The 26468-nt window shown below is 37.3% G+C and carries 26 protein-coding genes, 1 tRNA gene and 1 pseudogene; 13 read left to right on the forward strand and 15 right to left on the reverse strand.

Annotated elements, in window-relative coordinates:
- Positions 1–49: 49 nt before the first annotated feature.
- The 3 genes from FJR37_RS15305 to FJR37_RS15315 all read right to left on the reverse strand — a co-directional run bounded on the left by FJR37_RS15305 (position 50) and on the right by FJR37_RS15315 (position 2867).
- Positions 50–1327: a pitrilysin family protein gene (locus tag FJR37_RS15305; protein ID WP_168466423.1), complete on the reverse strand. Its 1278-nt coding sequence runs from the start codon at positions 1325–1327 to the stop codon at positions 50–52.
- Between the two features lie 131 nt (positions 1328–1458).
- Entirely contained in the window at positions 1459–2364 is a 906-nt protein-coding gene (locus FJR37_RS15310) for an alpha/beta fold hydrolase (RefSeq protein WP_168466424.1), read from the reverse strand.
- A gap of 2 nt (positions 2365–2366) precedes the next feature.
- The gene (locus FJR37_RS15315) at positions 2367–2867 is read right to left on the reverse strand and encodes a HugZ family protein (RefSeq protein WP_168466446.1); all 501 of its coding nucleotides are present in this window, start codon (positions 2865–2867) and stop codon (positions 2367–2369) included.
- 145 nt (positions 2868–3012) lie between these two features.
- Between FJR37_RS15315 and FJR37_RS15320 the strand changes: the two genes are divergently transcribed.
- From FJR37_RS15320 to FJR37_RS15335, 4 genes are all read left to right on the forward strand, one after another.
- Complete coding sequence (locus tag FJR37_RS15320) at positions 3013–4497, forward strand: CIA30 family protein (protein ID WP_168466425.1); 1485 nt, start codon at positions 3013–3015, stop codon at positions 4495–4497.
- 83 nt (positions 4498–4580) lie between these two features.
- Positions 4581–4931: a hypothetical protein gene (locus FJR37_RS15325; protein WP_217355287.1), complete on the forward strand. Its 351-nt coding sequence runs from the start codon at positions 4581–4583 to the stop codon at positions 4929–4931.
- Positions 4932–5175: 244 nt separating this feature from the next.
- Entirely contained in the window at positions 5176–5994 is an 819-nt protein-coding gene (gene thiD, locus FJR37_RS15330; RefSeq protein ID WP_168466426.1) for a bifunctional hydroxymethylpyrimidine kinase/phosphomethylpyrimidine kinase, read from the forward strand.
- Positions 5995–6225: 231 nt separating this feature from the next.
- Positions 6226–6885, forward strand: a complete 660-nt coding sequence (locus FJR37_RS15335) for a hypothetical protein (RefSeq protein WP_168466427.1) — start codon at positions 6226–6228, stop codon at positions 6883–6885.
- A gap of 268 nt (positions 6886–7153) precedes the next feature.
- Here FJR37_RS15335 and FJR37_RS15340 read toward each other — a convergent pair whose 3' ends face one another.
- Positions 7154–8338 carry an NAD(P)H-quinone oxidoreductase subunit H gene (locus FJR37_RS15340; protein ID WP_053538882.1) on the reverse strand — a complete coding sequence of 395 codons (1185 nt, stop codon included), beginning with the start codon at positions 8336–8338 and terminating at the stop codon, positions 7154–7156.
- A 452-nt stretch (positions 8339–8790) separates the two neighbouring features.
- Between FJR37_RS15340 and FJR37_RS26520 the strand changes: the two genes are divergently transcribed.
- From FJR37_RS26520 to rsmH, 8 genes are all read left to right on the forward strand, one after another.
- Positions 8791–9585, forward strand: a complete 795-nt coding sequence (locus FJR37_RS26520) for a hypothetical protein (protein ID WP_217355288.1) — start codon at positions 8791–8793, stop codon at positions 9583–9585.
- A complete protein-coding gene (locus FJR37_RS26525) occupies positions 9569–10207 on the forward strand; it encodes a type ISP restriction/modification enzyme (RefSeq protein WP_217355289.1) in 639 nt (212 codons plus the stop codon). The genes FJR37_RS26520 and FJR37_RS26525 overlap by 17 nt, the downstream gene beginning before the upstream one ends.
- Before the next feature lie 68 nt (positions 10208–10275).
- Positions 10276–10824 carry a type ISP restriction/modification enzyme gene (locus FJR37_RS15350; RefSeq protein WP_254434588.1) on the forward strand — a complete coding sequence of 183 codons (549 nt, stop codon included), beginning with the start codon at positions 10276–10278 and terminating at the stop codon, positions 10822–10824.
- Between the two features lie 47 nt (positions 10825–10871).
- The gene (locus FJR37_RS15355) at positions 10872–11318 is read left to right on the forward strand and encodes a hypothetical protein (RefSeq protein ID WP_168466428.1); all 447 of its coding nucleotides are present in this window, start codon (positions 10872–10874) and stop codon (positions 11316–11318) included.
- Entirely contained in the window at positions 11315–11737 is a 423-nt protein-coding gene (locus tag FJR37_RS15360; protein ID WP_168466429.1) for a hypothetical protein, read from the forward strand. The genes FJR37_RS15355 and FJR37_RS15360 overlap by 4 nt, the downstream gene beginning before the upstream one ends.
- Positions 11738–11795: 58 nt before the next feature.
- On the forward strand, positions 11796–12026 hold the full coding sequence (locus FJR37_RS15365; protein WP_168466430.1) for a hypothetical protein: 231 nt from the start codon (positions 11796–11798) through the stop codon (positions 12024–12026).
- A 2-nt stretch (positions 12027–12028) separates the two neighbouring features.
- Entirely contained in the window at positions 12029–12481 is a 453-nt protein-coding gene (locus FJR37_RS15370; protein ID WP_168466431.1) for an HNH endonuclease, read from the forward strand.
- Positions 12482–12515: 34 nt separating this feature from the next.
- Complete coding sequence (gene rsmH, locus FJR37_RS15375; RefSeq protein ID WP_168466432.1) at positions 12516–13421, forward strand: 16S rRNA (cytosine(1402)-N(4))-methyltransferase RsmH; 906 nt, start codon at positions 12516–12518, stop codon at positions 13419–13421.
- Positions 13422–13764: 343 nt separating this feature from the next.
- On the opposite strand, the gene FJR37_RS15380 is transcribed toward rsmH, so the two are convergent.
- The 11 genes and pseudogenes from FJR37_RS15380 to FJR37_RS15435 form a co-directional block, all read right to left on the reverse strand.
- On the reverse strand, positions 13765–14352 hold the full coding sequence (locus FJR37_RS15380; RefSeq protein WP_027401461.1) for a hypothetical protein: 588 nt from the start codon (positions 14350–14352) through the stop codon (positions 13765–13767).
- A gap of 3 nt (positions 14353–14355) precedes the next feature.
- Positions 14356–14721: a hypothetical protein gene (locus FJR37_RS15385; RefSeq protein ID WP_168466433.1), complete on the reverse strand. Its 366-nt coding sequence runs from the start codon at positions 14719–14721 to the stop codon at positions 14356–14358.
- Complete coding sequence (locus FJR37_RS15390) at positions 14718–15401, reverse strand: TIGR04255 family protein (protein ID WP_027401463.1); 684 nt, start codon at positions 15399–15401, stop codon at positions 14718–14720. Before FJR37_RS15390 ends, FJR37_RS15385 begins: the two co-directional genes overlap by 4 nt.
- Positions 15402–15559: 158 nt before the next feature.
- Positions 15560–15633: transfer RNA gene (locus FJR37_RS15395), tRNA-Val, on the reverse strand.
- 70 nt (positions 15634–15703) lie between these two features.
- Positions 15704–16483: a photosystem II S4 domain protein gene (locus tag FJR37_RS15400; RefSeq protein ID WP_168466434.1), complete on the reverse strand. Its 780-nt coding sequence runs from the start codon at positions 16481–16483 to the stop codon at positions 15704–15706.
- Between the two features lie 75 nt (positions 16484–16558).
- The gene (locus tag FJR37_RS15405) at positions 16559–17059 is read right to left on the reverse strand and encodes a hypothetical protein (RefSeq protein ID WP_168466435.1); all 501 of its coding nucleotides are present in this window, start codon (positions 17057–17059) and stop codon (positions 16559–16561) included.
- A gap of 18 nt (positions 17060–17077) precedes the next feature.
- Entirely contained in the window at positions 17078–17461 is a 384-nt protein-coding gene (locus FJR37_RS15410; RefSeq protein WP_168466436.1) for a hypothetical protein, read from the reverse strand.
- A 248-nt stretch (positions 17462–17709) separates the two neighbouring features.
- A complete protein-coding gene (locus tag FJR37_RS15420; protein ID WP_168466437.1) occupies positions 17710–19713 on the reverse strand; it encodes a TolC family protein in 2004 nt (667 codons plus the stop codon).
- Positions 19714–19822: 109 nt separating this feature from the next.
- Positions 19823–21380: pseudogene (gene kaiC, locus FJR37_RS15425) on the reverse strand (circadian clock protein KaiC).
- A 186-nt stretch (positions 21381–21566) separates the two neighbouring features.
- Positions 21567–21881, reverse strand: a complete 315-nt coding sequence (gene kaiB / locus FJR37_RS15430) for a circadian clock protein KaiB (protein WP_039201202.1) — start codon at positions 21879–21881, stop codon at positions 21567–21569.
- Between the two features lie 112 nt (positions 21882–21993).
- Complete coding sequence (locus FJR37_RS15435; protein ID WP_168466438.1) at positions 21994–22569, reverse strand: KaiA family protein; 576 nt, start codon at positions 22567–22569, stop codon at positions 21994–21996.
- Positions 22570–23179: 610 nt separating this feature from the next.
- Between FJR37_RS15435 and FJR37_RS15440 the strand changes: the two genes are divergently transcribed.
- On the forward strand, positions 23180–26380 hold the full coding sequence (locus FJR37_RS15440) for an ATP-binding protein (RefSeq protein WP_168466439.1): 3201 nt from the start codon (positions 23180–23182) through the stop codon (positions 26378–26380).
- Positions 26381–26468 lie beyond the last annotated feature (88 nt).

Genomic DNA, 26468 nt, shown 5'->3' on the forward strand with positions numbered 1-26468 from the left:
TTTAACAACTAATCTACGATGTTTATCTTCGATGAGGTTTAAGTCAAATCTAAACAGGCTTGATGACAACGACACCATAAGCATCTGGGGACAGATAATCTTTTGTAGCTTGGATTAAATCAGTGGCTGCTTGGGCTTGAATATATTGGGGGTAATTAAAGGCTGGTTCTAAGTCACCAATCAATGACTGATAATAACCATACAACCCAGCGCGATCGCTTGGTGTTTCATTTCCAAATATAAACCGATTAGCTACTCGTTGTTGAACACGGGCAATTTCTGATTCTTTGACAAATTCTGTTTGTAATCTGCGAAGATGTTGAATAATTCCTGCTTCCACAGCCACTAAATTTTCTACATCACATTTAGCAGAAATCGAAAACACACCTTGCAATAAATTATTCATATTACTCACAGAAATTGAAGATACCAATCCCTGTTCTTCCCGTAGATCTTGCACTAATCTAGATGTTCTCCCATGTCCTAAAATACCCGCTACCACATCAAGGGCATAAGTTTCATCTAACTCCATCAATCCCGGAACTCGCCACATCATCACTAATCTTGCTTGTTGGAGAGTTTCATCAACAACTTCCCGACGGACTATTTCTGTAAATGCAGGTTCAGGAATGACTGCTGTTTGTGTTAGTTTATTGGTAGTTTGTTGATAATTTTTATTAAATTCTGCCGCAATAATTTCTACTAATTCTTCTACTGGTAAATTACCCACAGCAACTGCTGTAATTGACTGAGGTTGATACCAATGAGCATGAAAATCTCGCATTTGTTGCGGTTTAACTTGAGAAATAACAGATTCAGGTCCCAGTACAGGACGACGATAAGGTAAGGAATCAAAAGCAGTTTCCATGACATGACGATAAATTCGTCGTCTAGGATTATCTTCAGAACGTCTAATTTCTTCTAAAACTACTAATCGTTCCCGTTCAAAAGCATCATCAGGAATACTCGGATTACAAACAACATCTATTTGCAAAGGAGCTAATTCGGCAAAATCTTTAGGCGCAGTTGTGGTGTAATAGTGGGTGTAATCTTGGCTAGTAGCAGCATTAGTCACCGCACCGCGTTCTTCAATCCGGCGTTCAAATTCACCACTAATGAGTTTCTGCGTACCCTTAAAAATCATGTGTTCTAAAAAGTGAGCCATACCATTAATAGCATCTGACTCCATTGCAGAACCGGTTTTTACCCAGAGGTTAAGATTAACCGCGTCTATCGGCATTTGTTCGGCGATAATCGTCAAACCGTTGGGTAAATAGTGCAGCGTAGGTGCATTAAGGCGTGGAAATTTCAGCAGAGTTGATGTCATTGGTTGTGGTGAGTGAAGAGCTATGTTACTTTTTCTATATTACAACTTTCTTGATGGTGTAAACCTTTTGCGGACAAGAAGTCAGAATTAAACGCAGATAAACGCAGATGAACACAGATAATTTTAGTCCTTTAGATTTCTAATTTTCCAGTTTTGTTGTATTTTTGCAAAATTCCTATCACAACTGCTGGTATTTCTAAATGAGGCAGAATTCCCGTATCGGGTATTTCATGAAAACCCTGAATTGCCTCAGTATTTAAATTTGCTAACCGTCGTCCTAATTGCATATTTGTAAATTGGGCATTTTCGCCCCACAACATCACAGTGGGAACTTGAAGTTGTTGAATATATAAACTCAAATCAAAATACAAATTTCCCCGTAAAAAAGACAAAGCTGCAAACTTAGCTTGATATTTTTGTGCAGAACTTAAATAAGCTGACACCATTTCCTGTGTCACTCTTTCCGGTTTAGCAAATAGAAAACTCTGTAAAAAGTTTCTCACTGCAATTTCATTTTCTGCACCTAAAGCATAAATTAAATTATCTACTAACGGTGTATTAATTAAAGAAAGTGGTAATCTTCTCCCAGCACCTTCTCCAAAATCATTAAAACCCGCAGGACAAACTAAAAATAAAGCGTTGAATAAATCGGGATAAGTAACAGCCAGACGAATAGTAAAAGCCGCAGTTAAAGAAGATGCTATGACGGTTACAGGTTGATCACAAGTTTGCGAAATAAACTCAAGAATCGTCGTTAAATAATCTTCAATTTGATAATCTCTCACGGGGTGAGCAGATTTTCCCCAGCCAATTAAATCCGGGGCTAAAATTCGATATGTTGAGGCATAAGCAGGGTAAATTTTTGACCATTCATAAGCAGACGCACCACCACCAAAGTTATGTAGAAACAATAATGGTGGTAAATCTTGATTTTTGGTATTTTCCCAAGGAGTGCTAATTTGGGTATAATAAACCATTGCCCCCAAAGATGTATGAATGAATTTACTACCAAAACCCGGAGGTTGAAATTTCAGCATAATTATGAAAGTGAATCCTTGGTAATTTGTACAAGTTGATTTATATTATCATTACTAATATTATACGCAGCCCCAAACCCAATTACAAACCGTCCGCTATTCGGTGTCAGTTGCAAAATCCGAAAATCTGGTAAACTGCGTAATGTAGAAATCAGTTCTCCAAACCGAAGCTGAAATTTATCAACAATTTGCTGCCATTTTTCAGTTTCCCTTTCTATCAAATTTGCGGTACAATCAAAGTTTAACCGCCGCCGAGCAAAAATCTGTTTAGTTTTAATTTCGTCATCAATAAATAGAACACTCACAAAAGGATGATTTTGAATATTTTGCGTATGAGTAGCTAGTCCACTCACATAAATATAGATGTTCTTGTCATCATCCATCACAAAAGGAGCATAACTAGCATTAGGGATGCCTTGGGTATTTACCGTACTAATAATAATGCTGGTAAATTCTTCAGGAAAGTTCTCATATTCAGCTTGGGCGTTGGCAAATTGACTCATCACGGCAATTATCATATTGTATGAGCATTATACCAAAAAATAGTAATCTGGCTATCCAGATCCCCGACTTCTTTGAGAAGTCGGGGATCTAAATCTACGAAAAATTGATACAATAACACTAAAATACCATGTTTAAATCGTAACTATGAATAATAACAACCGCTCTCAATGGGATTTATGCAGGTTTATTAAAACCCTAACTTACTTTGAAGTATTTCCGATTCTTAATTGGATTCAAAAATTATTTCCAGGTAGTTCCACAGATTATCAAGATAGACCAAAACAAGGAGGAAATATGGCTGTAATTCTGGTAGCTGGTGCAACGGGTGGTGTGGGTAAACGAGTTGTTAAGAAATTAATAACACAGGGTTATAATGTGCGCTGTTTAGTTCGAGATATTGAAAAAGCGCGGCAAGTTCTGGGTGATGATATTAATTTGGTAGTTGGAGATATTACCAAACCAGAGACTTTGACAAATTTAGTTATGGCTAATATTCAAGCTGTAATTTGTTGTACGTCAGTGCGTGTTCAACCTGTGGAGGGAGATACACCCGATAGAGCAAAATATAATCAAGGTGTGAAATTTTATCTGCCGGAAATTGTCGGGGATACACCAGAAAATGTTGAATATCAAGGTGTGAAAAATTTAGTAACAGCGGCCGCAAAATATCTGGTTGCTGCGGGTGAAAAACCGATATTTGATTTTACGAAACCATCAGATGAAATCAAAAATATCTGGGGTGCTTTAGATGATGTAGTTATGGGGGGTGTTAGTGCTAGTAGTTTCCAAATTAGGGAAAATACAGCAGTATTTACAGGTAATGTTTCTACTGCTAATTCTGGGGGGTTTGCTTCGGTGAGAACTAAGAATTTTTCACCTTTGCTGGATTTATCTGGCTATCAAGGTGTGAAATTGCGGGTTAAAGGTGATGGACAACGTTATAAAATATTTATCCGCACAGAGTCAACTTGGGATGGTGTTGGTTATAGCTATTCTTTTGATACTGTTGCTAATACTTGGCTAGATATTCAGATTCCTTTTACAGATTTAGTTCCCGTATTTCGTGCCAAAATTGTTAAAGACTGTCCACCAATGGACATTAGCAAAGTTTGTTCTGTGCAATTAATGTTGAGTAAGTTTGAATATGATGGTGCTTTAAATCCTGCATTTAATCCGGGGGGGTTCGCGCTGGAAGTTGCTTCCATTCAAGCTTATGGGGGGGAAACTTTACCTCAATTTGTATTAATCAGTTCTGCTGGGGTAACTCGTCCTGGAAGACCAGGAATTAATTTAGATGAAGAACCACCAGCAGTGAGATTAAATGACCAATTGGGAGGAATTTTAACTTGGAAGTTGCGAGGAGAAGAAAGTCTGAAAGCAAGTGGTATTCCCTATACAATTATTAGACCTTGTGCTTTGACGGAAGCAGCAGGAGGGAAGGAGTTAATTTTTGAGCAAGGTGATAATATTAAAGGAAAAGTTAGCCGTGATGATGTTGCGGAAATTTGTGTTAGAGCAATTAAAGAACCAAAAGCAAGTTATCTCACTTTTGAAGTTAAGGAGAGTGAAATAATTGCTAATAATCTAGATTGGAAAAATCTATTTTCTTCTTTGCAAGCTGATAAATAGAAATTGATTAATTAGCAATTTTGTTGGGTTTCCTTTGTCAACCCAACCTACAATTTTTATTTTTTATTTAAGTAATTGATAATATGATCTTAAAAAGATGGTTAGTAACTGGGATGTGTGTGTTTGTTTTTTGGAGTAGTGTTTTATTAAGTTCTGCTTTACCGCAGCAAGTTGATTTTCGCGTTAATAATTTAGAGTCTGATGTTAGGAGTTTGCAATTACGCTTACAACAACTTGAGTTAATGGTTAGTAAAAATAATCAATCACCTGTTGCTAATAGTCCTCAATCTTCTCCTAATGCAAGACAGAATTTATCACAGTTACAACAGGAAAAGATGTTTAAGAATTTAGCTACTTTGGTGGTTGAATTAAATCAGAAAATTAATAAGTTGACAATTCGAGTTAATCAACTAGAGAAACTAAATGCCAAGTAAAGGTTAATCTGGTAATGATTTTTGAGCAGACTAAATTTTAGGATATAGCCGTTGTCACTAGGATGCAATTATAGCGTTTCCTAGTCTAATGAGGGACAAAATTATCTGTGTTCATCTGCGTTTATCTGCGTTTAATTCTGACTTCTTGTACCTCACTTGCATGGGAATTGCTATATATGTAATATAATCGAGGGCGCAGACCCTGCGCCCCTACAGACTTGACGATTTGCTATTAAACTCTATTATGACAATAAACAAAACTTTCGTTCCTGTGGCTTTAACTATTGCTGGTTCTGATAGTGGTGGGGGTGCAGGAATTCAAACTGATTTACGGACTTTTGCTTTTCACTGTGTTCACGGAACAAGTGCTATTACCTGCATTACAGCCCAAAATACTGTGGGAGTTAGTAGGGTTGATGCGATCGCTCCCCAGTCTATTATTGCTCAAATTCAGGCGGTTGTAGAGGACATTGGCGTACAGGCTGCAAAAACGGGAATGTTGCTCAATCAAGAAATTATTTTGGCTGTAGCCCAGCAAATAACAGCTTATAAAATTGAGAATCTAGTGGTTGATCCTGTGATGGTATCACGCACAGGAGCGCAATTAATTGATGATGATGCCATACAAACCCTGCGGAATACTCTAATTCCCTTAGCAGCTATTATTACTCCAAATCGTTATGAAGCGCAGATTTTAAGCGGGTTAGAAATTACTTCTTTAGCAGATATGCAAGCAGCAGCGGAAATTATCCACAGGGAATTAGGAGTCAAGGCTGTTTTAGTCAAGGGTGGGGGAATGTCTGGAAGTTTGCGGGGTGTTGATGTTTGGTTTGATGGGGAACAATTGGAGATTTTGACAACGAAACAGGTAGAGACAAAAAATACTCATGGTACAGGTTGTACTCTATCAGCGGCGATCGCTGCTAACCTAGCTTTAGGTAAAGACCTATGGACATCAGTGCAAATAGCCAAGGAATATGTGACAAATGCCCTTACCTATTCCTTGGCTATTGGCAAAGGACAAGGACCAGTGGGACACTTTTTCCCATTATTGATCAAATAAATTTATTTATTTATTAAGCGTTGTATTAATTACATAAAATCAGTTAATATACTGGTAGTTTTAATTATTTAACCCTTCTTGCTTCTTTTTTCATTCTCGACTCCTGATATTTTTCCCCATCTTTGCCTTTTGTGCATTTTTCTATTATTTTTGGGCATAATCTCATAAATAATTATATTCTGGTTTTGTGTACCCTTACTCTAACTACCGTATTTTGATACTAAAAATTCCATGAAAACAACTACAGGATCTCACTATACCCAACTACCTAATAGCTACCCCCCTTCTGTTCCCCTCTGCGTTTATCGAGAGTTGACAGCGGAGTTACAAGCAGTCCAATCTAAATTGGATGTCATTACCAGTCATAATCAGAAATTAGTCCAAGAAAATCAACAACTGCGGCAAGAAATTACTAAAGTGATTCAGTCTTGCTTAGAACTGCAAAAGCTAGTTAGTACACCATCACCCAGTTCTCCTGCACCATCTCTATCTGATCATGAAGTTAATTACCCACCTCAGCCTCAGCCGACACCTCATTATCATCAGGAGGTAAAACACATATCTAAACCAACTATTACCGCAGAATCTCCGCGTCAGCCAACAAATCGTCCCCGACCAAAAACATCAACAAAACCTACCCCTTCTGAAAACCGTCATCAGGAGTCTACTACGCCAAGGATGAATATAAACTTACCAGTATCAGAAACAGTATTTATAGAAGAACAAAAAGTTAGCTACTATCTCCAATCTAAGTCTGATGGTAAAGGCTTGAATGGTTGGTGGCTTGCAATAACCATTATATTCATTATGATAACTGGTTTTGCCGCTGGGTATTTAATTGTGCGCCCTTTATTCCAAAATCAAACCCCACCTTCAACAATTAAAAATTGAAAATTCATAGCCAATTAGACATTAAGTAATTGGACAAAAATATTTACAGTCATTGCGAGGGAAGGGAAGCAATCACAACCCTTGCGATTGATTCATTTCACTTCGTTCCATATGGCTAACGCCACGCAACGCTTACGCAATTACATTGTGTAACTAATTTTGTCTCACTACTTAGGTGGCAGGTAATGTAGAGACGTTCCATGGAACGTCTCTACAAGAATTCCAGAAGATACACATTGAAGTCCTTGTCCTGGAGTATCAAGATTGATTATCTATCAACAGAACCCATAATTACGTCAATACTACCGAGAATAACAACAATATCTGCTACTTTCATTCCTCGGAGTAAATGAGGTAGAATTTGTAGGTTGTTGAAATCTGCGGCGCGGATTTTCCAGCGCCAGGGGAAAACATTATTATCACCTACTAAATAAATTCCTAATTCTCCCTTACCACTTTCGACACGGGAGTAGATTTCACCCTTGGGAACTTTGAAAGTAGGAGAAACTTTTTTAGCAACGAATTGGTAATCAAAAGCATCCCACTCGGATTTTTTCCCAGCCATTAACCGCTTGGCTTCTAGGTTTTCGTAGGGTCCACCGGGTAATCCAGCGATCGCTTGCCGAACTATTTTAACAGACTCGCGCATTTCTCGCATCCGTACCATGTAACGGGCAAGACAATCACCAACAGTTTCCCACTGAACATCCCAATCGAAATCATCGTAACATTCGTAGTGGTCAACTTTTCGTAAATCCCATTTTACCCCAGAAGCCCGTAACATTGGTCCAGAAAGTCCCCAGTTAATCGCTTCTTCACGGCTAATAGTTCCCAAACCCTCAATCCGGCGGCGGAAAATCGGGTTATTAGTAACTAAGCGTTCATATTCATCCACTTTGGGAATAAAGTAGTCACAGAAATCTAAACACTTATCTACCCAACCATAGGGTAAATCCGCAGCCACTCCACCAACCCGGAAATAATTATGATTAACCATGCGGTAGCCAGTTGCAGCTTCCCACAGATCATAAATCATTTCCCGTTCCCGGAATTGGTAGAAAAAGGGTGTTTGTGCGCCTACGTCAGCCAAGAATGGACCAAACCATAATAGGTGGTTCGCAATGCGGTTTAATTCCAGCATAATCACGCGAATATAGCTGGCACGTTTAGGAACAGTGATACCCGCTAATTTTTCTGGTGCGTTAACTGTCACCGCTTCATTAAACATCCCCGCAGCGTAGTCCCAACGGCTGACATAGGGGACATACATGATTGTAGAACGGTTTTCGGCAATTTTCTCCATTCCCCGGTGTAGATAGCCAATAACCGGTTCGCAGTCAACGACATCTTCACCATCTAGGGTCATGATTAAACGTAGGACTCCGTGCATTGATGGGTGATGGGGTCCCATATTTAGCACCATCGGTTCAGTGCGGGTTTCGATTCTACTCATAGATTTTGCTGTTCTCCCGTTGTGGATGTTGTAAATTGACCCGCTAAGATTAACCTGCCACGATTGTTATTGTCTGCCAAAATTTAGCTTATAGGGATAATTTCTAGGTTATCTCTACAGGTGACGTTGGAGAGAGAATAGCAGAGTCGGTTTTGTACTTGATGTTTTATTTTGTGCAGCTTCTTCAATTATTATAGGTAAGCCTGATATATAAGGGATTGAGAATCTGGATTTTTTTCATGTACCTGGGGTTGTGGGAATGGGAAAAATCTTCCCGGTGCAGATGACTAAACTATAATTGTATCAATGGCTTGGTGATTTTGCTGATTTTGTCTTCGTGGCAAGATAGATTTAATTTATAATTACTCTAATTAATATCTATAGTTAAATTTTAGCTCACGCAGAGGCGCAGAGAAGGAGAAGCAGAGTTTTTTCAGGGGTGTGATTTAGTTATGAATTATTTGCAAGTTTATTTTCAGGAAGTTAATCAAGTTTATCAAGGTCAAAATGCTACTGAACATAGTTATCGTCCGGCTTTGAAGAAGTTAATAGATTCTTTGGATTCTGGTATTCAAGCTATTAATGAACCGAAAAGAATCGCTTGCGGTGCGCCGGATTTTGTGGTAAAGAATGGTGTTTTAGATGTTGGTCATATTGAAGCTAAAGATATTGGTGTTTCTCTCAATAATGTGGAAAAAACTGCTCAAATGGGGCGTTATTTTCAGGCTTTGAGTAATTTGATTTTAACTGATTATTTACAGTTTCGTTGGTATGTCCAAGGAGAATTAAAACTATCTGCTTCTTTAGGAACTATTGATAAAAATAAAAAAATCAAAGTTGATAAGGAAGGAATACAGGAAGTTGACCAACTTTTACGGCAATTTTTATTAGCTAAAGTTCCCCAAGTTACCACACCAAAGGATTTAGCTAAACGCATGGCTAGTTTAGCCCAATTAATGAGAGATGCTATTAAAAAGGCTTTACATGATGTAGATAATGGGGGAATGTTACATCAGCAGTTAGAATCATTTCAAAGAGTATTAATTAAGGATTTGACAGTTGAGCAATTTGCGGATATGTACGCCCAAACTATTTGTTATGGGTTATTTGCAGCGCGGTGTAATACTGATAATCCTCATACTTTTTCACGGGAAACAGCAGCTTTTAAATTACCGAAAACTAACCCTTTTTTAAGAAGTATTTTTGGACAAATAGCTGGACCTGATTTAGATGTGGAAAGTTATTGATATCATGCTAGTGAATGCTGCTGGTATAAAAACCCATAGAGATCATTTTGCTATTGATTTTGAGGAGGAAAGCATTACTCAAAAATTTAGAGAATTGCGAGAAACTAATTTATCTAATGAAGACTATAGCAATAAATATAATATTCACGATCATCAAGATTTGCGATTAGATAAAGTCCGTCAATTGATTCGCTTAGATAATCAATGGGAAGATAAAATAATTAGTTGTTTATATCGCCCTTTTGATTGGCGTTACTGCTATTATAGTGATCTAATAATGGATAGACCGAGACGAGAATTACTTGATCATGTTTTTAGAAAAGATAATTTATGTTTAGGTTTAGGTCGTCAAGGAATTGCTGTAAATGATCCTATCTGGTCTTTGGTATCAGTTTCTAATCAACCTATTGATACTAATATTTTTAGAAGGGGTGGAGTTAATATTTTCCCTCTCTATCTTTACCCAACAAATACCCCAACTTTATTTGATTCTATACCAACCAATGCACCTGGAGGACGTAAACCGAATTTATCCCCAGAATTTATTTCTGAATTTTCCCAAAAACTAGATTTAGAATTTATGTTTGATGGAAAATCAGATAAAACTAAAACCTTTAAGTAGGTGAACACAATAAAACCAAACTGTGTAAAGAAATGTAAAATCGCCCAAACCCTCTTCACTCTTGCCTCTTGCCTCTTGCCTTTTGCCTTGCCATAACGACAATTTTCAACACCAACCTACTTAGACCAGAGGATATTTTTAATTACATTTACGCTATCTTTCATTCTCCTATTTACCGTCAACGTTACGCCGAATTTTTAAAGATTGATTTTCCCCGTGTTCCTTTAACTCCTAATTCTGCACTTTTTTGGGAGTTAGTTACCAAAGGTGATAAATTAGTTAAATACCATTTAATGAAACAAACAGGAACAGAAATTTCTACTTATCCTCTTCCTGGTTCTGATCTTGTCGAACAAGTCAAATATAATGAAAATCATCAACAAATTTGGATAAATTCCGAACAGTATTTTGATCAAGTTCCGCAGCAAATCTGGAATTTTTACATTGGGGGTTATCAAGTTTGTCAAAAATGGCTTAAAGATAGAAAAGGGAGACAATTGAATTTTGATGAAATTAGTCATTATCAAAATATTATTTCTATAATATCGGAGACTATTAAGATTATGGAAGATATTGATCAAATAATTGAAAAATATGGTGGTTTTCCATTAGAATGAAATCGAGAAAGGATTTTTAATTTAAGTCATAAATATTCGTTAAGAAATTGTCTAATATTCCAGCATCTAACAACAATCAACCTAATCATAAAAATTCTCTTGCTGATAGATGGTCATATCTTAATCAATATGAGAAAAAATATCTCAAAGAAGCTATGAAAGCTTATGATAGAATTATAGAATCAAAAGACGATATTCTCAAAATAGCCAATCGGTATCAATTAAGTTTTGAGGATATTGAACGAGCTAAACAGTATGCTTTTGGTGATGGAGTGTTACAATATCAATTTATCCCTGATTTGCGTATGGCTCAAAGTTGGGAAAGAATGACACTAGGAGGAGAAATTGATAGTGATGAGGTTTTACTAAAGCATGAAATTCTTGAATCAGATTTGGTAATTAATCAAGGTGTGAATCAATTAGATACTCATAAAATAGCTCAAGATGAATACCCTTGGTCTTTAATGATAACTAAAGGAGATAAGCAAAAATGAACACAACATCTGAACAAAAATTTTTAGAAGCCTTAGATATTTGTGAATCATTAATTGATTTTAAATATCGTCCTACCAATTCAACCTATCAAGCAATAGAGTTATTTTGTGAAATTGGTAAAAATCCTTTTGAATTATTAGAATTATGTCATAAATATTCTAGTAAAATTGAAAAAATCTGTGATATTATTCATGAATATGGAACAAGTATAGATAATTTGCGTGTTGATTGTCTACTTGGTTTTGGTGCAAAAGATCATTGTAGTTTTTTGAGTTTTTTTCTCAATCTTAATTTTGGCAAATTTGAATATTTCACAGATAATTTTACAACACCTGAACAAATTTCTGAATTATTTAAAGATTGGAAAGAAATTGATTTTAATCCTGTCATTGAAAAGCAAAAAGCAGTTACATTTTAATAAACCAAAAGTATTATCTAAACTTAGTTAACCAAAATTGTCAATTAAGGAGATATCCATGAAAGAATTAATGAAACAACCCTCATCTTGGCTACCAAATGGAATAAACCTGAATCTTTCAGATCAATTTCGTCCTTTTTCCTTTACTGAAGAGTTACAGATTCGTTTAGAGGAACTATTAGAAAAAAATAAAGAAAATTTACTTAATCCAGATGAACAAGCAGAATTATCTGGTTTGTTGGAATTAGAAAAAATTTTCAGTTTTATCAACGCTAAACTCGCTTCTTAATTGTGGTTATTAATAATTCTGTTCGTTTAAATGTCCGTAAAAGGGCAAAATATTTGTGTGAATATTGTCATTCACCAGAACGCTCAAATGCAACACCATTTACCATTGATCATATTATTCCCCAATCTTTAGGAGGATCAGATGATCTCAATAATTTAGCTTTAGCTTGTCATCGTTGTAATCAAAGGCGGTATAATTTTAGAAATGGGATTGATCCAGAAACACAAACAGAAGTTCCGTTATTTAATCCTAGAAATCAAAATTGGTCAGAGCATTTTATATGGACAAAAAATGGGTTAAATATTATTGGAAGAACTTCTATAGGTCGTGCAACTTGTAGTCGTTTTGATTTTAATGATCAAAATCATGATGATGGGTTTATTATAAATTCTCGTCAACTTTGGTTAACAGCAGGCTGGCATCCACCTATTGATGATCGATGGGAAAAAGAATAAACCATGTTTAATTTCTATTAGCCATAATTTTATAATGCAACCAGATTTACAAACATCACCAGATTTAGAAGAAGTTACATTTTCTCATATTCCTGTTCTCAGTCAAGAAGTGATTACAGGTTTGAATATCCAACCTGGTGGACATTATTTAGATTTAACCGTTGGTGGTGGTGGTCACAGTCGGTTAATATTAGCAACTGCTGAAGATGTAAAAATTACCGCAGTTGACCAAGATAAAGATGCTTTAAATGCAGCAAAAGAGAATCTAGCAGAATTTGGAAATAGAGTCAAATTTATTCATAGCAACTTTGCTAATTACCAATTTCCAGAAAATACCTATCATGGAATTTTAGCCGATTTGGGAGTAAGTTCCTATCATTTAGATAACCCAGAACGGGGTTTTAGTTTTAGAAATCCCGCAAATTTAGATATGCGAATGAACCAGCAACAATCCCTCACCGCTGGAGATATTATCAATGAATGGGGTGAAAAAGAATTGGCGGATATTTTCTTTAAATACGGTGAAGAGAGACTTTCTCGCAGAATAGCCAGAAGAATAGTTGAAAAACGCCCATTTAATACTACTACAGAACTGGCAAATGCGATCGCCTACTCCGTCCCTCCTAAATATCGTCATGGGAGAATTCACCCCGCAACCCGTGTTTTTCAAGCTTTGCGAATTGCTGTTAACGACGAGTTAAAAGTCCTAGAAACCTTAATAGAAAAAGCACCTCACGCACTAATTCCTGGGGGAAGAATAGCTATTATCAGTTTTCACAGTTTAGAAGACAGACCAGTGAAACATGGTTTGAGAAATTCCCCCTCCTTGCGAATATTGACAAAAAAACCCATAATTGCCACAGAAGAAGAAATTAAAGAAAACCCCCGTTCCCGTTCTGCTAAATTGAGAATAGCAGAAAAGAAAAATACAGACGATTAAGACTGGAAGTTGAGTAACGTCATCATACCATTTACCATTTCTTTATCAGGCTGCACTTTAGCTGAGAGTCATAAGCCTGTTAATTAATGAGGTTCAGCAGCGTTAAACCTCTACCCACAGAATCAAATTATGGTTCTTCCGTACCTGTTATGCCAAATATGAGTTTATTTACCCCATAACCCTTATAAATAAAGGGTTTCATTGTTTTTGATGCCAAATTTATGTCAAATTCACCGATGAATTAACATAAAATCCTTATATGGTAAGGATTTTATGGTTTGACAAAATGATTTAGCATAGTAAGTACCGAAGAGCAAAAAAATACTAAACACAAGGTAATCACTCAAAGATTTTGTCGTTCTTGCATTGTTGGGGGATCATCAGGACGAAAATATTTCATGGAAAATTTAGTAATAAAAAGATACCAGCCGACTTGTGTAAGAGAATGTAGGCGAATAATATTTCCTTCCTGTATTCGCTTGGAGACTCTCTCCCTCAACAACGTCATAGGATGACTTAAATCCACAACCCATTCTCCGCCTGTTAAACCACTTCCAATGAAGAAAAATTCAAAAACATTGTTTTTAGGAATTTCTGAATAAGAATTTAATGGTTTAAAATTTTCCAGAGGGAAACAAGGGCATACAACTATCTTTTCTTTCCTATCTAAATCACAGGTGCTAGTTATTATCATTGCCGGTGCTTGAAAATTAGACACCTTTCCATCTTTAGTGAAATTTAAGAATGGAATTATATTAAGTATGTCTCCCTGTGACCATTGTTTAACTGGATCGCATAAAACCTGAATACTGCTATTTTGAGTACCAAATTGTTCTAGAGCGAGCCTGGCATCGGCAGTATTTCCATCTGGATAGACAGGGAAAGCTTTTTGTAAATATTGGATTAAACCATCTAGTTGAATTCCACCCATTACTTAAAAATCCGGAAATCCTTGCTCTGATTGTGATGCAAGTATCTCTTTCCATAATTTGGAGTCTTCATAGCTAAGAGACATACTCCTTTCTTGCCATTTTGTAGTAAACATGACAATAGCTTCCTGCTTGGTTATCGTTTTTTGATAAATTTGCGGAATTTGAATATTGTCTTCAACTGAAACAGCCGAATCAAATATTAGACTACGGATAGGCATTGTTGTTGATGAAGTTGCCACTGTCGCAACGAGAAATAATGGAGTCAAACACTGCTCCAAAATTTTAAAATTATGGCTGCTACCTGTTTTATATACAGAATAATCTTCCACAGGATAAGTTGACGAATTCATAGTTAAAGAAACGTTCATGGTTTTACCCCTTCTTCTAACTGAGGAACTAAAGTTTTAAAGTTCTCTTTAATAAGCTCATGTGCTTTTGATATCCAATCAATTAATTTTTCTATACTCCATTGCTCCTCTGGTTGTTCAATATTTTTGTCATTCTGATAAAAAGAGTTTAAATCTAGGATTAAGCCATGATCATTGGAATTAAATTGTACATTTATATCTAGAAATAATCCGGTTTCAACTTTATCTACTTTCCTTACTTGTATAAATTCTGTAATATCAAAACTTTTGTTAGTAAAGGGAGAGGAAAGATTCAAAAACTCAAAAGGATCGGCTATTTTATTAAAACTATTAATATAACGAAGCCCTATTCTGTAAGCATAGCTGATTTTAGCTCCGTGCGTTTGTGCAGAAGACAAAATTTCTTTTATATCGTCTATAAAATCACTAAAATTTGTATATTGTAGATAATTGACACTAATAACATCAGATCCTATTTGAAATAATTTGGACTGATCTTGACCAGAAAAGCGATGACGAACAATACCTGATATTGGTACAAACTCAGGCAATCCAGGAGGCTCTAATTTTTGCGTGAGTGGAAAGTTTACTTTGTGAGACACTGACATTGCGCCAGCAAAAATAGCGTAATCCTCTATAGGGGGAAAACGTATTTCTAATACTACTTCTTGTAATGCCACAGGTTTAGAGACAAATTGAAAATTGTTAACTTAATAGAATTCTACATTTAAACAGCGAACTTTACTATAATTCTTTATTATATTTTATTATATATACAATTGTACTAGTTTACTAACCTGCCACCAACGACAAAGAATTAGTCATTGTACAAAAAATATGGACGGTATTGGACTCGAACCAACGACCCCATCGATGTCAACGATGTACTCTAACCACCTGAGCTAACCGTCCGTAATCATATAGACCATCAATATATCATATAAAATATAATCTGTCAATCCAGCAAGACCAAAATTTTGTCCTACATATATCTAGTCAATTGCACCCGATAGCGATCCTTTTTAGTAACTGCAATTTCCCCAACTTCCAAGCGCCCTTTCCCGCGAATAGCGATTAAATCCCCTGTTTTAACGTGGGAACTGGCTTGAGTGACTTCCTTCCAATTGACACGCACATCATTAGAGTCTATCAAATCCACCATTTTACTGCGGGACATCCCAAACCCAGCCGAAGCCACCGCATCTAACCGCAAAGAAGCCTCCACAGTCGTCATTTCCTTCTTCTTAGGTTCACGGATTTTTAACTCATTAATCTCAATCCGTCGAGTTTTCACCGGCACAGAACGCACCTGTTGTAAACTCATCTCTAAAAATTCTACCAATTCAGGGACAACAATCACCTGCGCCCCTCTTTCCCCCAATACAATCACATCTCCGGTTTTTTCCCGCACAATCCCCGTTCCCAGCATTGCGCCTAAAAAATCCCGGTGATTTGCTGTATCAAACAAGAAATTACCAGCAATTTCTAAAGCCACAATCGCCACTTCAGACTGATCTAATGGTAAATCAGCACGAGCGATCGCTAACCTTTGTCTTTCCGCCTGTGGATATCCACCCCAAGCTACCGAATGCACCTCCGTTAAGCGGCTAAATACCCTTTGAATTTCCGCCAACTCCGGCGGAGACAAAAAATCTGTACATACCACTTCCCAGGTCTTTATAGCTTGATCTGCTTGATCAATTACACGGGCAACAGTATCGCGGTTTTCAACACCTTTTAAAAGTTCTTCTCTAGGTAGCATGGAATTATAGGAGTGACAGGGAGCAGGAGGAGATAGATCCCCGACTTCTTTGAGAAGTCGGGGATCTGGTATCTACTAATTATTTTCCGCATAACCTTGAATATTTTCTGGTTCAAACTGGCGTAAAATGCGAGTAGCTTGACGGGTCAGAGTTTCCGAACCCTGTACCACAATTAAATACTTACCTGCATCTAAACGATTGCGATAGGGTAAAGCATCACCACCACCCTCAAATAAACCCACTCCACCACCTACAAATACGCTACCCATTGCACCACTACCAGCGCCCAGAATGCCGCCAATTACATGATTTCCAATTTCCCCAGCCCAAGCGAAGGTATCTAAACCGGTAATCAAACTGAAGGTAAAACCAGCAAAAAAGCCAAATGGTACTAACCAAATCGCCATTAGCTTAACTTGTTTTTTCGCTTGTTCTTTGGGATCAATTAAACCAAACTCATCAGCACTTTTGTATCCTCTACCAAGAATAGTGCCATTTATGCCTTCTCTTTCTAAAGCTAAATCAGCGGCTTCAGCCTGGATGCGATCTGATAATACAGCAACAAGATAATTCATCAATTTTAAAACTCAGGATTAATGTGACTTTAGCAAATCCAAAGGCTCACAAAAATTATTCACACCTTGTTTAAGAATATAAATTAAAACCGGTGTAGCCAGACTTTTGGGAAAACTCGGTATTGTCCTTAGATGTACTATCATCCCTTGAATTGACTCATTTAACAAGTCTTCTCGATATTCTTGTTCACAAATTACCGCCCGCCATTTTTTGGCTAAAGCATCTAACCAGTCGGAATTGGTTTGTTCTGGTTCTTGTCCAGCCTTAATGGCCAGTATCATTACCGCATCTTCTAAATCTCCATCGCAATCCTCTATCAAGTCTAATGCTTCCATTGCTTGCGGATCATCTGCCAAATGAGAACGAAATTTGGCAATCTCTTGTGATGTAACTGTAGTCATGAGTTTTTGACTAGCCCAGGGTTTGAAAACTATTTTACAGCATTGGGGACTGGGGATTGGTGATTGGTGATTGGTGATTGGTGAAGAATTTCCTCCCCTACCTCCCCTACCTCCCCTACCTCCCCCACCTCCCCTACCTCCCCCACCTCCCCTACCTCCCCCACCTCCCCCACCTCCCCTACCTCCCCCACCTCCCCTACCTCCCCTACCTCCCCTACCTCCCCTACCTCCCCCACCTCCCCTACCTCTTACTTAACTCCTGATTCCTGTAACTGATTCAAACCCCTAGTGGTAACGTATCTTTGTAATTCTGTTAAAGCACGGTTGTAATCTAAAATTGCTTTGACGCGATTACCTTCAGAACGGGTAAGATCATTTAATGCGTTAATTACATCAGTTTGAGTCCCCACACCAGCTTGGAATCTTAACCGCGCTAACCGCAAAGACTCTTTAGCTTGTTCTAAAGCCACATTAGAAGTTTGCACATTTTCTAAGTTTGAAGTCTGGGTAGAGTATGCTTGTTCTACTTGAAAGCGGATTTGGTTGCGCTGTTCAGAAAATTGAGTTTCAGCGATCGCAATATTGGTCTTAGATTGGGCTGCTCTGGCTTTTGCTGCCCCACCATCATATAAACTGAAGGTGGCTTGTACTCCCAAAGAATAACCATCACTCACGCTTGTGTCATCATCAAACTGATCCAACAAGTTATATCTACCCACCAAACTTACCTGGGGACCCAAAGCTGCTAATGCTTGTTTTCTTTGAGCCTCGCTGATATTACGCTGTGCTAAGTTCTGTTGTAGTTCAGGACGATTTTGATAAGCTAAAACGATGCTTTGTTCTAGTGGATGTTGCCATAAACCTGCCAATTTCACAGGATCACCCGCACTAATACTCGCTGATTGGGATAAATTCAACAGTGGTGCTAACTTACGGCGGGCAATTTGTTGTTGAGAAAAGGAACTAGTTAAGTCCTGTTGGGAGTTAGCTAAATTCACCTGCGATCGCAACACATCGAAACGAGTCCCCACACCAGCCCGTTCTAAGGCCACTGCATCCTTCAAACTCGCCTGAGCATTTGTAACCGCTGACTGAGAAATTCTCACATTTTCATCAGCTTGTTGCAAATCATAATATGCCCTAGCCACATTCAGGCGAATTTCCTCAGATTGCCTTTCTACATCTAACTCTTGCACTCGTATCCTTTCTTGCGCCTCTTTAATCGCTGCATTACGTCTACCAGAGGTGTAAAGATCATATCTTATCTGTGCAGTACCGCTAAATACCGTATTAGATGGAGCATCATCTACGGTTAATCCATTATTCCGTTGTCTTTTAACAGCTAGTGTGTCACCAACACTACGACTATTGGTCACATCACCATTCAAATCAACGCTGGGCATTAAAGCCGCTTGAGCTTCACGCAAAACCGACTTACTCCGTTCCAGTTGCAGTACAGACACCTGTAAATCATTATTATTCCGTTTAGCCAGTTCCAGTGCCTGTGACAAACTAATTGGCTGAGTTTCTTGTACCTTCACTTCCTCTGCTTGCGTTGGATATAACAGGGGATTAGGACTGGGATTCAACTCCTTAGGAACATTAGGAAAATCTACAGGTTGACTAGGTGCAGAATTGACATTTTCTGCGGTTGGAGGTGTACTGGGTTCTGTCGTAGTAGGAACAGTTGTTTGTGCTATCAAACTATTATTCTGAGGTAAGCAGGTGTTAGCAGTAAGTAGCAAAGCTGCTTGACTCTTGGGCTGTGATTGTGGACAATTACTAGACTCTAGTAACTTTGATACCTCAACATCACCATTGATCACTTGCTGATCAGAGTTACTTAAACTACCTAACTGAGAATTACTCGCAAACAGTAAATTATTATTTGAATTTGATAAATCAGAAAAACTTACAAATCTACTGTCATATTTTGGAGAACTTTTTTCTCCCTCAGTGCTGAGATAATTGTCAGCCATGATTATAGGTAGACTGGAGTTACCAACAGGCTTGATACTGCCTTGACTAAAATAACTAACAGGTAATAATCCTGGGTTACTATTAACTTTACTTTTAGGCAGTAGGCTATTGTCTGGGAATAAATTTCTACTATCAGTAGAAACCAACACACTAGAAGTAGACTTTAGCTGTAACTCATGCACTTTAATAACAGTAGCCCAAGCGGGCTGGGTTGTTAATACTGCTACTGTTACACCAGGTAAGAAACAATGGAATAATTGCTGTCCTTTCACCGCATCCCCTCACACAAAAAATATTAATTTAGCGGCAGAATACTTGTCTTCAACACAAAATATAGCACGATCTGGAGATTTGGGCAGGAATATCGCACTATAACTCATGTTAGACATCAGAACTCGGTTTGTCTTCAAAACGTTTGACAATCCGAGAAAGTTCTGCCTTTTCGTCTATATTAACGCGCGTAGGCGCACCACTGATAATCCGCTCATAATTACGGAATGAATCTTTAATGTCAGGACCATCTGCCGTAATATTATATTCACGAATGCCCTTATCGTGCCATGAGCCACGCATTTTAAATACGTTAATTGCCCGCGACATTTCTCCCCGAATTTCTACATATTGTAACATCAAAATTGTATCTGTAATCGTGGAAATATGAGAGTCAGTAATGGAATTAGAACCCAGGAATTGGTCTGTAGTATTGGTAAAAAAACCAGTAATTTCTTCTTGTTTAGCATAACCTGTGACACCAATTACAAACTGACGAAAAGCGTTATTGCTAACACCTCTAGCCATTGCAGAAAGTGAATCAATGGCAATACGAGCAGGTTTAAAATGGGAGATTTCTGATTTAATAATTTGTAAGTGGTCTTCTAAACCAGTTGATTCAGGATAGGTACAAATAATTTTCAGTAATCCTTGATGTTCTAATTCTTCAAAATCTATACCCCAAGAATGGGCATTTCGGGAAAGTTGGGCGCGAGATTCTTCATAGGCAAATAATATTGCTCGTTCACCACTAATGCAGCCATCTTGAATAAACTTACTAACTAATAAAGTTTTACCAGTACCTGTAGCTCCTGTGGCTAAAATAATTGAATCTTTAAAGAAACCACCACCACACATTTGATCAAGAACTTTCACTCCAGAAGATACCCGCACATTAGAAGATCGTTGTGTTAAACGCATTGCTCCCAGGGGGAATATATTAACTCCTTCATTGGTAATTGTGAAGGGATATTCACCTTTCATGTGGGTTGTCCCCCGTAACTTGAGAATTTCAATGGTTCGCCGCCGACGTTCTCCTTCTAAAACATTGCGAGAAATTACTACATTATCGGAAACAAATTCTTCGACTCCAAAGGATGCTACTGGTCCATATTCTTCACCCCGTTCAGTGGTAATGATAGTGGTGACATTCAATAGTTTTAGCCTTGCTACTAACCGAAAAATTTCTCGTCGCACTACTCCGACAGCTTCATATTGTTGAAATATGGCTGTCATGGAATCAATGGAAACCCGTTTAGCTTTATATTTACGAATGGCATATTGTAAACGTTCAATCAGGGCAGATAAATCAAAATTACCAACTATGTCTTGACCTTCAGGGTCAGGAGATGCGTCGAGAATAAATAATTTACCTTCATCAATTAACCGTTGTAAATTCCAATCAAAAATATGGGCATTTTTAATAATGTCACTGGGTGATTCTTCAAAGGTAACAAATACTCCGGGTTCATCGAAGTAAGTGATGCCATTATAAAGGAATTGCAGTGATAATAGAGTCTTGCCAGTTCCTGAAGTTCCACTAACTAAAGTAGTTCGACCCACAGGTAAACCGCCATGACTGATATCGTCAAAGCCTTCGATCATTGTGCGAATTTTTTCGACACCAATAGGTATTTTTTTTTTGTTCAGGTTGCTCTTTTTTATTCATGGTTCATCTAATATGGATATTCAACCCAGGTTTTTAAAATCAAGAAAGTTTTTAATTATTTTTAATAACTAAACAAATATACCAAATTGTAGGTAAATAAATTCCCAAATTTCCATCAAAAAGTGGCTAACGCCACAGCTTTACTCAGAATTATTACTTATTGGCTTCTAAATCCTACATTTTGTCTTATTCTTTCCCGTATTCTTCATTCAATTCTTCGTAAAGCAGATCCAACCCAATTAATACTCTTTCCCTATCTGTTAAATCACCAATAATTTTCCGCACAGGAGGCGGCAAAATTTTTGATAGTGTTGGTGTGGCGAGTATTTTATCTTCTTCGGCTAACTGGGGGTTTTTCAGGACATCAATTACTTTTAAAGCATAAACTCCTTGAAATTCTTCATCTAAAATATTTTTGAGTGTTTTCAAAGCCCGCATTGAATTAGGGGTATTTCCTGCTACATATAGCTTGAGAACATAGGTCTTTTTAGCTTCATTCATACAATATCAACTCCTAAAAATATTGAGGTAAAAGATCAAAAGTCACGACACTACATATACACTCAGGTATTAATTTACCATGAATATAAGTGCAACTTCTACTTTGTGGCATTTAAATGATTTTAGCAATAGAACAGCGATAAACTTCGCAAAGATGTGCCAAAATATCTATTAAGGTTAAACGGTAATCCAGTAGCGTTTCATCACTTCTGCCTTCTATTCTTAATTGCTTGGCAAATTCGTCAATAATTTCCATGTGCATTTCTATAATTTGTGGTATGGGAATACTAGTATAAAATAAGGTATTAATAAACTTATCAAGTTTTTCTTGTAATGTTTTGTCACTGATAAAATAATTTATAATAATCTGACGGTAATCTGCTTTCAGTGCTGCTAAAAGTTCCTGTTTTTCGGCAGCGGTCATATCCTGAAAAGTTTGGGTCTTTTTTTGTTTATTAAAAGCCAAGAAATTATTATCTTTATTATCTAATTTTCGATAAGGGTTTTGTGACTGAAAATGGGGCAAATAGTATATCTGACTAGGTATAGGCTGCCAGTAGTATTGAGTTATTATCCCCTCAATGAAATCCCATATCTGAAAAAATAAACCTTTGCCCTTGTTTTTTGCACATGGTTTATCGAGAATTTGTTTTATATTTGTTTGTAAAAGCAATATAGGTAATAACATCTACTGTTTATAGATCATGAATTTTTGAGCGGGAGATACATCGGTCTATAATTAATGATACTTGTCTACTCTAAGTAGGATGACGCATTAAACTCAGGGAGAGTCATGACTGATGGATGGTGTGTATTAGCATATCTAGCGGCAGATAGATTACATTATTTCACTTATTGATAAGATACTTAAACGAACTTAAAGAATTGTCGCATTTTAAATCATTATAATTCCTCAAGGTTCTAAAGCGAATCTTTAGAGCCATAATTATTGTTGTAGTTGTCACTATAAAAAATGATGACTTTCAATACCAGTAGCAAGTTGCTGAAGATAGTTGCTTGCTGAGGATGGAAACTCACACCTTGCACCAGTTAAGAAAAATTATTGGTAATTGGCTGCGAGACAATGGATGTCTATAGCGGAGTGTTACCGAAAGCCATAGCTAAATAGCTAGTTTGAAGAGGTCTGTCAATTGTAACCAGAATCGCCGATAGCGTGGCGTAGCCATTCTAAATATTCTTGGAGGATATTGCTTCAGGCTTGAAGACCATCTAAACCAAGTGCTGATGGTGATGCCGGAGTTGATCACAAGAAGAAAGACCACTGAGGACTTATTTTAATGCTACAGTACCCACTTTATGAATTTATAGCACCTGTGCCAATGTGCTGGGAAACAAATACTCTGGCAGCAGCGTTGGATATTTTTGTTAAAGAACAGAGCGATCGCTTGGTAATAGTCAATTCCCAACAACGTCCAATTGGTGTATTGTATTCTGCTCAATTACTGCCACAATTCTTAGCAGCGGATGCTAATAATAACCTCTTAAATTTGCAACAACCACTCTCACAGGTGGATGAATCCCTCATAGAAGCAATACAGACCATACCAGCAGCAGCAAATCTGGAAAAATTCAGTTTGGTTCTCAAGGATCAAGAAACCCAACAACAAAGTAACTTAGATTGGGTGCTAGTTGATTCAGATGGTAAATATTTGGGAATCCTAAATACTTTACGCCTATTAACATTGTTAGCTCAGGAGAAAATTCCCCTTAACTCAACCAAAAAAGAAGAAAGTCATGAGTATGCGACAAATACTAAAACTTCTCAACACCAAAAAAACATCGAGCATACAGCTAATAAACGCCAGCCCAAAATACACAAATCCATAGTCCACTTATTGGCTAAATTACCCTGGCCAATGATGTTACAGACTAGTCAAGGCGAAGTAGTTACGCAAAATATCGCTTGGCGGCAACAACTAGGAGCATTAAAAGACCCTGAAGGCATTAGAAAACAGGTAGAGACTATACTTACTCCCAAATATATTTATGCCAATCCTCAAGAAAATCAGAAAACCGATCCTTTCACGACCCATAGACAAAGAACCTCACCATCAACTTTCACTTTTGTACAAGAATCACCTCTACCCGTAAATGAGGCTGCCAACCACTGCGTTTTAGATACACAATTGGGTATTTGTACTTGTGTGGTTGAAATTAAAACTGGTCAGGAACGAGTGTGGCAGTTTGCTAAAATTCCTTTAGACAGTAACGAGTTGAAAATTTGGGTTTCTGAGTCAGAAGTACCAGAAATTACGGAAGAACTATGGTTAATATTAGCCACCGACGTAACAGAACAACAACAACTGTGTAAGGAATTAGCAGCAAAAAATGCTGATTTAATTCAACTTAATCGCTTAAAAGATGAATTTTTAGCTTGCATTAGTCATGAACTAAAAACACCACTAACGGCAGTTTTGGGACTATCTCGCCTTTTGGCAGATCAACAGTTGGGACAATTAAATGAGCGTCAAGCCCGTTATGCTGGACTAATTCATCAAAGTGGCAGACATTTGATGAGTGTGGTGAATGATATTTTAGATTTAACGCGAATGGAAACGGGACAGATGGAACTCACCCTCAATCCAGTCCAAATTCAAGTAGTATGTGAAAGGGCTTTTTCAGACGTTAAAAACATTCATCATCAAACTAACAAAGCTAAACCAGTATCCCCACCAGACAATCAAACTTTATCTAATCACCAATTTAGCCTAGCCATTGAACCAGGTTTAGAAGAAATGGTGGCAGATGAATTACGCTTGCGACAGATGTTAGTACATTTACTTTCCAATGCCTTTAAATTCACAGAAATATCTGGGGAAATTGGCTTACGGGTAAGCCGTTGGGAAGGCTGGATTGCTTTTACTGTTTGGGATACAGGAATTGGTATTCCTGAACAACAACAACATTTAATCTTTCAAAAATTCCAGCAATTAGAAAATCCTCTCACTCGTCAGTTTGAAGGAACGGGTTTAGGATTAGTATTAACTAGAGCTTTAGCTCGTTTGCATGGTGGAGATGTCAGTTTCTTATCTCGTGAGGGTAAAGGCAGTCAGTTTACGCTGCTTTTACCTCCCAATCCACCAAAGGCTAGTTTTAATGAGTCCGAAGATATAGTTCCTAAGATAGAAGTAGGCAATGACATTAATTCTTCCCCTCAAAATATCAATAGTTCTTCCCAAAGATTGATTTTAGTAGTGGAAGCAGTAGCTCAATATATTGAGGAATTAACTGAACAACTCAAAGGTTTAGGGTATCGTGTTGTTATTGCTAGATCAGGAACAGAGGCACTAGAAAAAGCTCGTCGCTTACAACCAAAGGCGATATTTTTAAATCCTTTACTGCCTTTACTTTCTGGCTGGGATCTGATGACTTTACTGAAATATGATGTTTTAACTCGTCATATTCATGTTATTGTCACAGCCACAGCGGCAGAAAAAGAGCAAGCATTTACTAAACAAGCTGATGGTTTTTTGAGTTTACCAATTAAGCATCAACCATTGGCATCATTATTAGAAAAAATATCAATAACGAACGAATTTCAGCATTCAGGACTGGAAAATAATAGTATCAATTCTCAAAATATTCCTTTGCGAATTCTTAGGTTAGTACACCCAGAATTGGAGGTAATTAATCTCTATCCTTCTCTGCGAGAACATCGGGTGATTGAAGTAGATGATCTAGATCAAGCAGATTTGTTAGCGCGAGTTTGGCAGTTTGATGTAATTTTGCTAGATATGGGGATTTCTACTGCTCGCACTTATCTACAACAATTAAATAAACACCAAAGGTTGGCGACATTACCATTGGTAACTTGTGATGTTGCGACTACTTTAGCTGCTTCTCAAATACCAGGATTGTCTGTATTTCCTTGTTTAAGTCCTTTGACTCATGAAGATAATAATCAAAATTATCAACAAGGTGCTTTGTCATCTGTATTACAAATTGCTGCTGGTATTTGTTGCCCAATAAATATTTTAGTGGTAGATATAAATATGCTGAGTGATTTACCCAAATCAAAACGCAAACCAATTAAGGATGATCAGTCAGTCAAAAATTATTTTCTCAATTTTGAAGATGAGCAAATTAATCGGGGATATGAGTGGTTTCAAGCTTTAATTCAATACTTACAAACTGCTGGTTTTAGAGCTTCTATTGCCAGTTGTTGGTCGGAAGTTGTCCAACAAGTTAGCCATAAAAGTGTTGATTTACTGTTAATTTGCTTGCATGAAACGGCAATTAATAAGGAAGTACAAAAAGCTATTGAATCATTGGGGAATTTACAGTTGAATTTGCCACCAATTTTGGTACTTGACCAAAAATTAAATGAACCTAATTATGGAAATGCGGCAAAATCTCGGAAACAAAGATATACATCTTCTGTGGAAACTGCGGTTCGAGGAATTGCTACCCAAATACTACCTCGTTCTATCTCAATGGAAGAGTTATTAATTCAGATCAATCAATCTTTGACAAATTAGACTATGATTTATTTGATTCATTTGATTCATTTGATTTATTTGATTGTGACGATGACAATAATCAATCATCACATAAATCACATCAATC

It is taken from the genome of Aphanizomenon sp. UHCC 0183 (assembly GCF_009712065.1).
Classification (GTDB): Bacteria; Cyanobacteriota; Cyanobacteriia; order Cyanobacteriales; family Nostocaceae; genus Dolichospermum; species Dolichospermum heterosporum.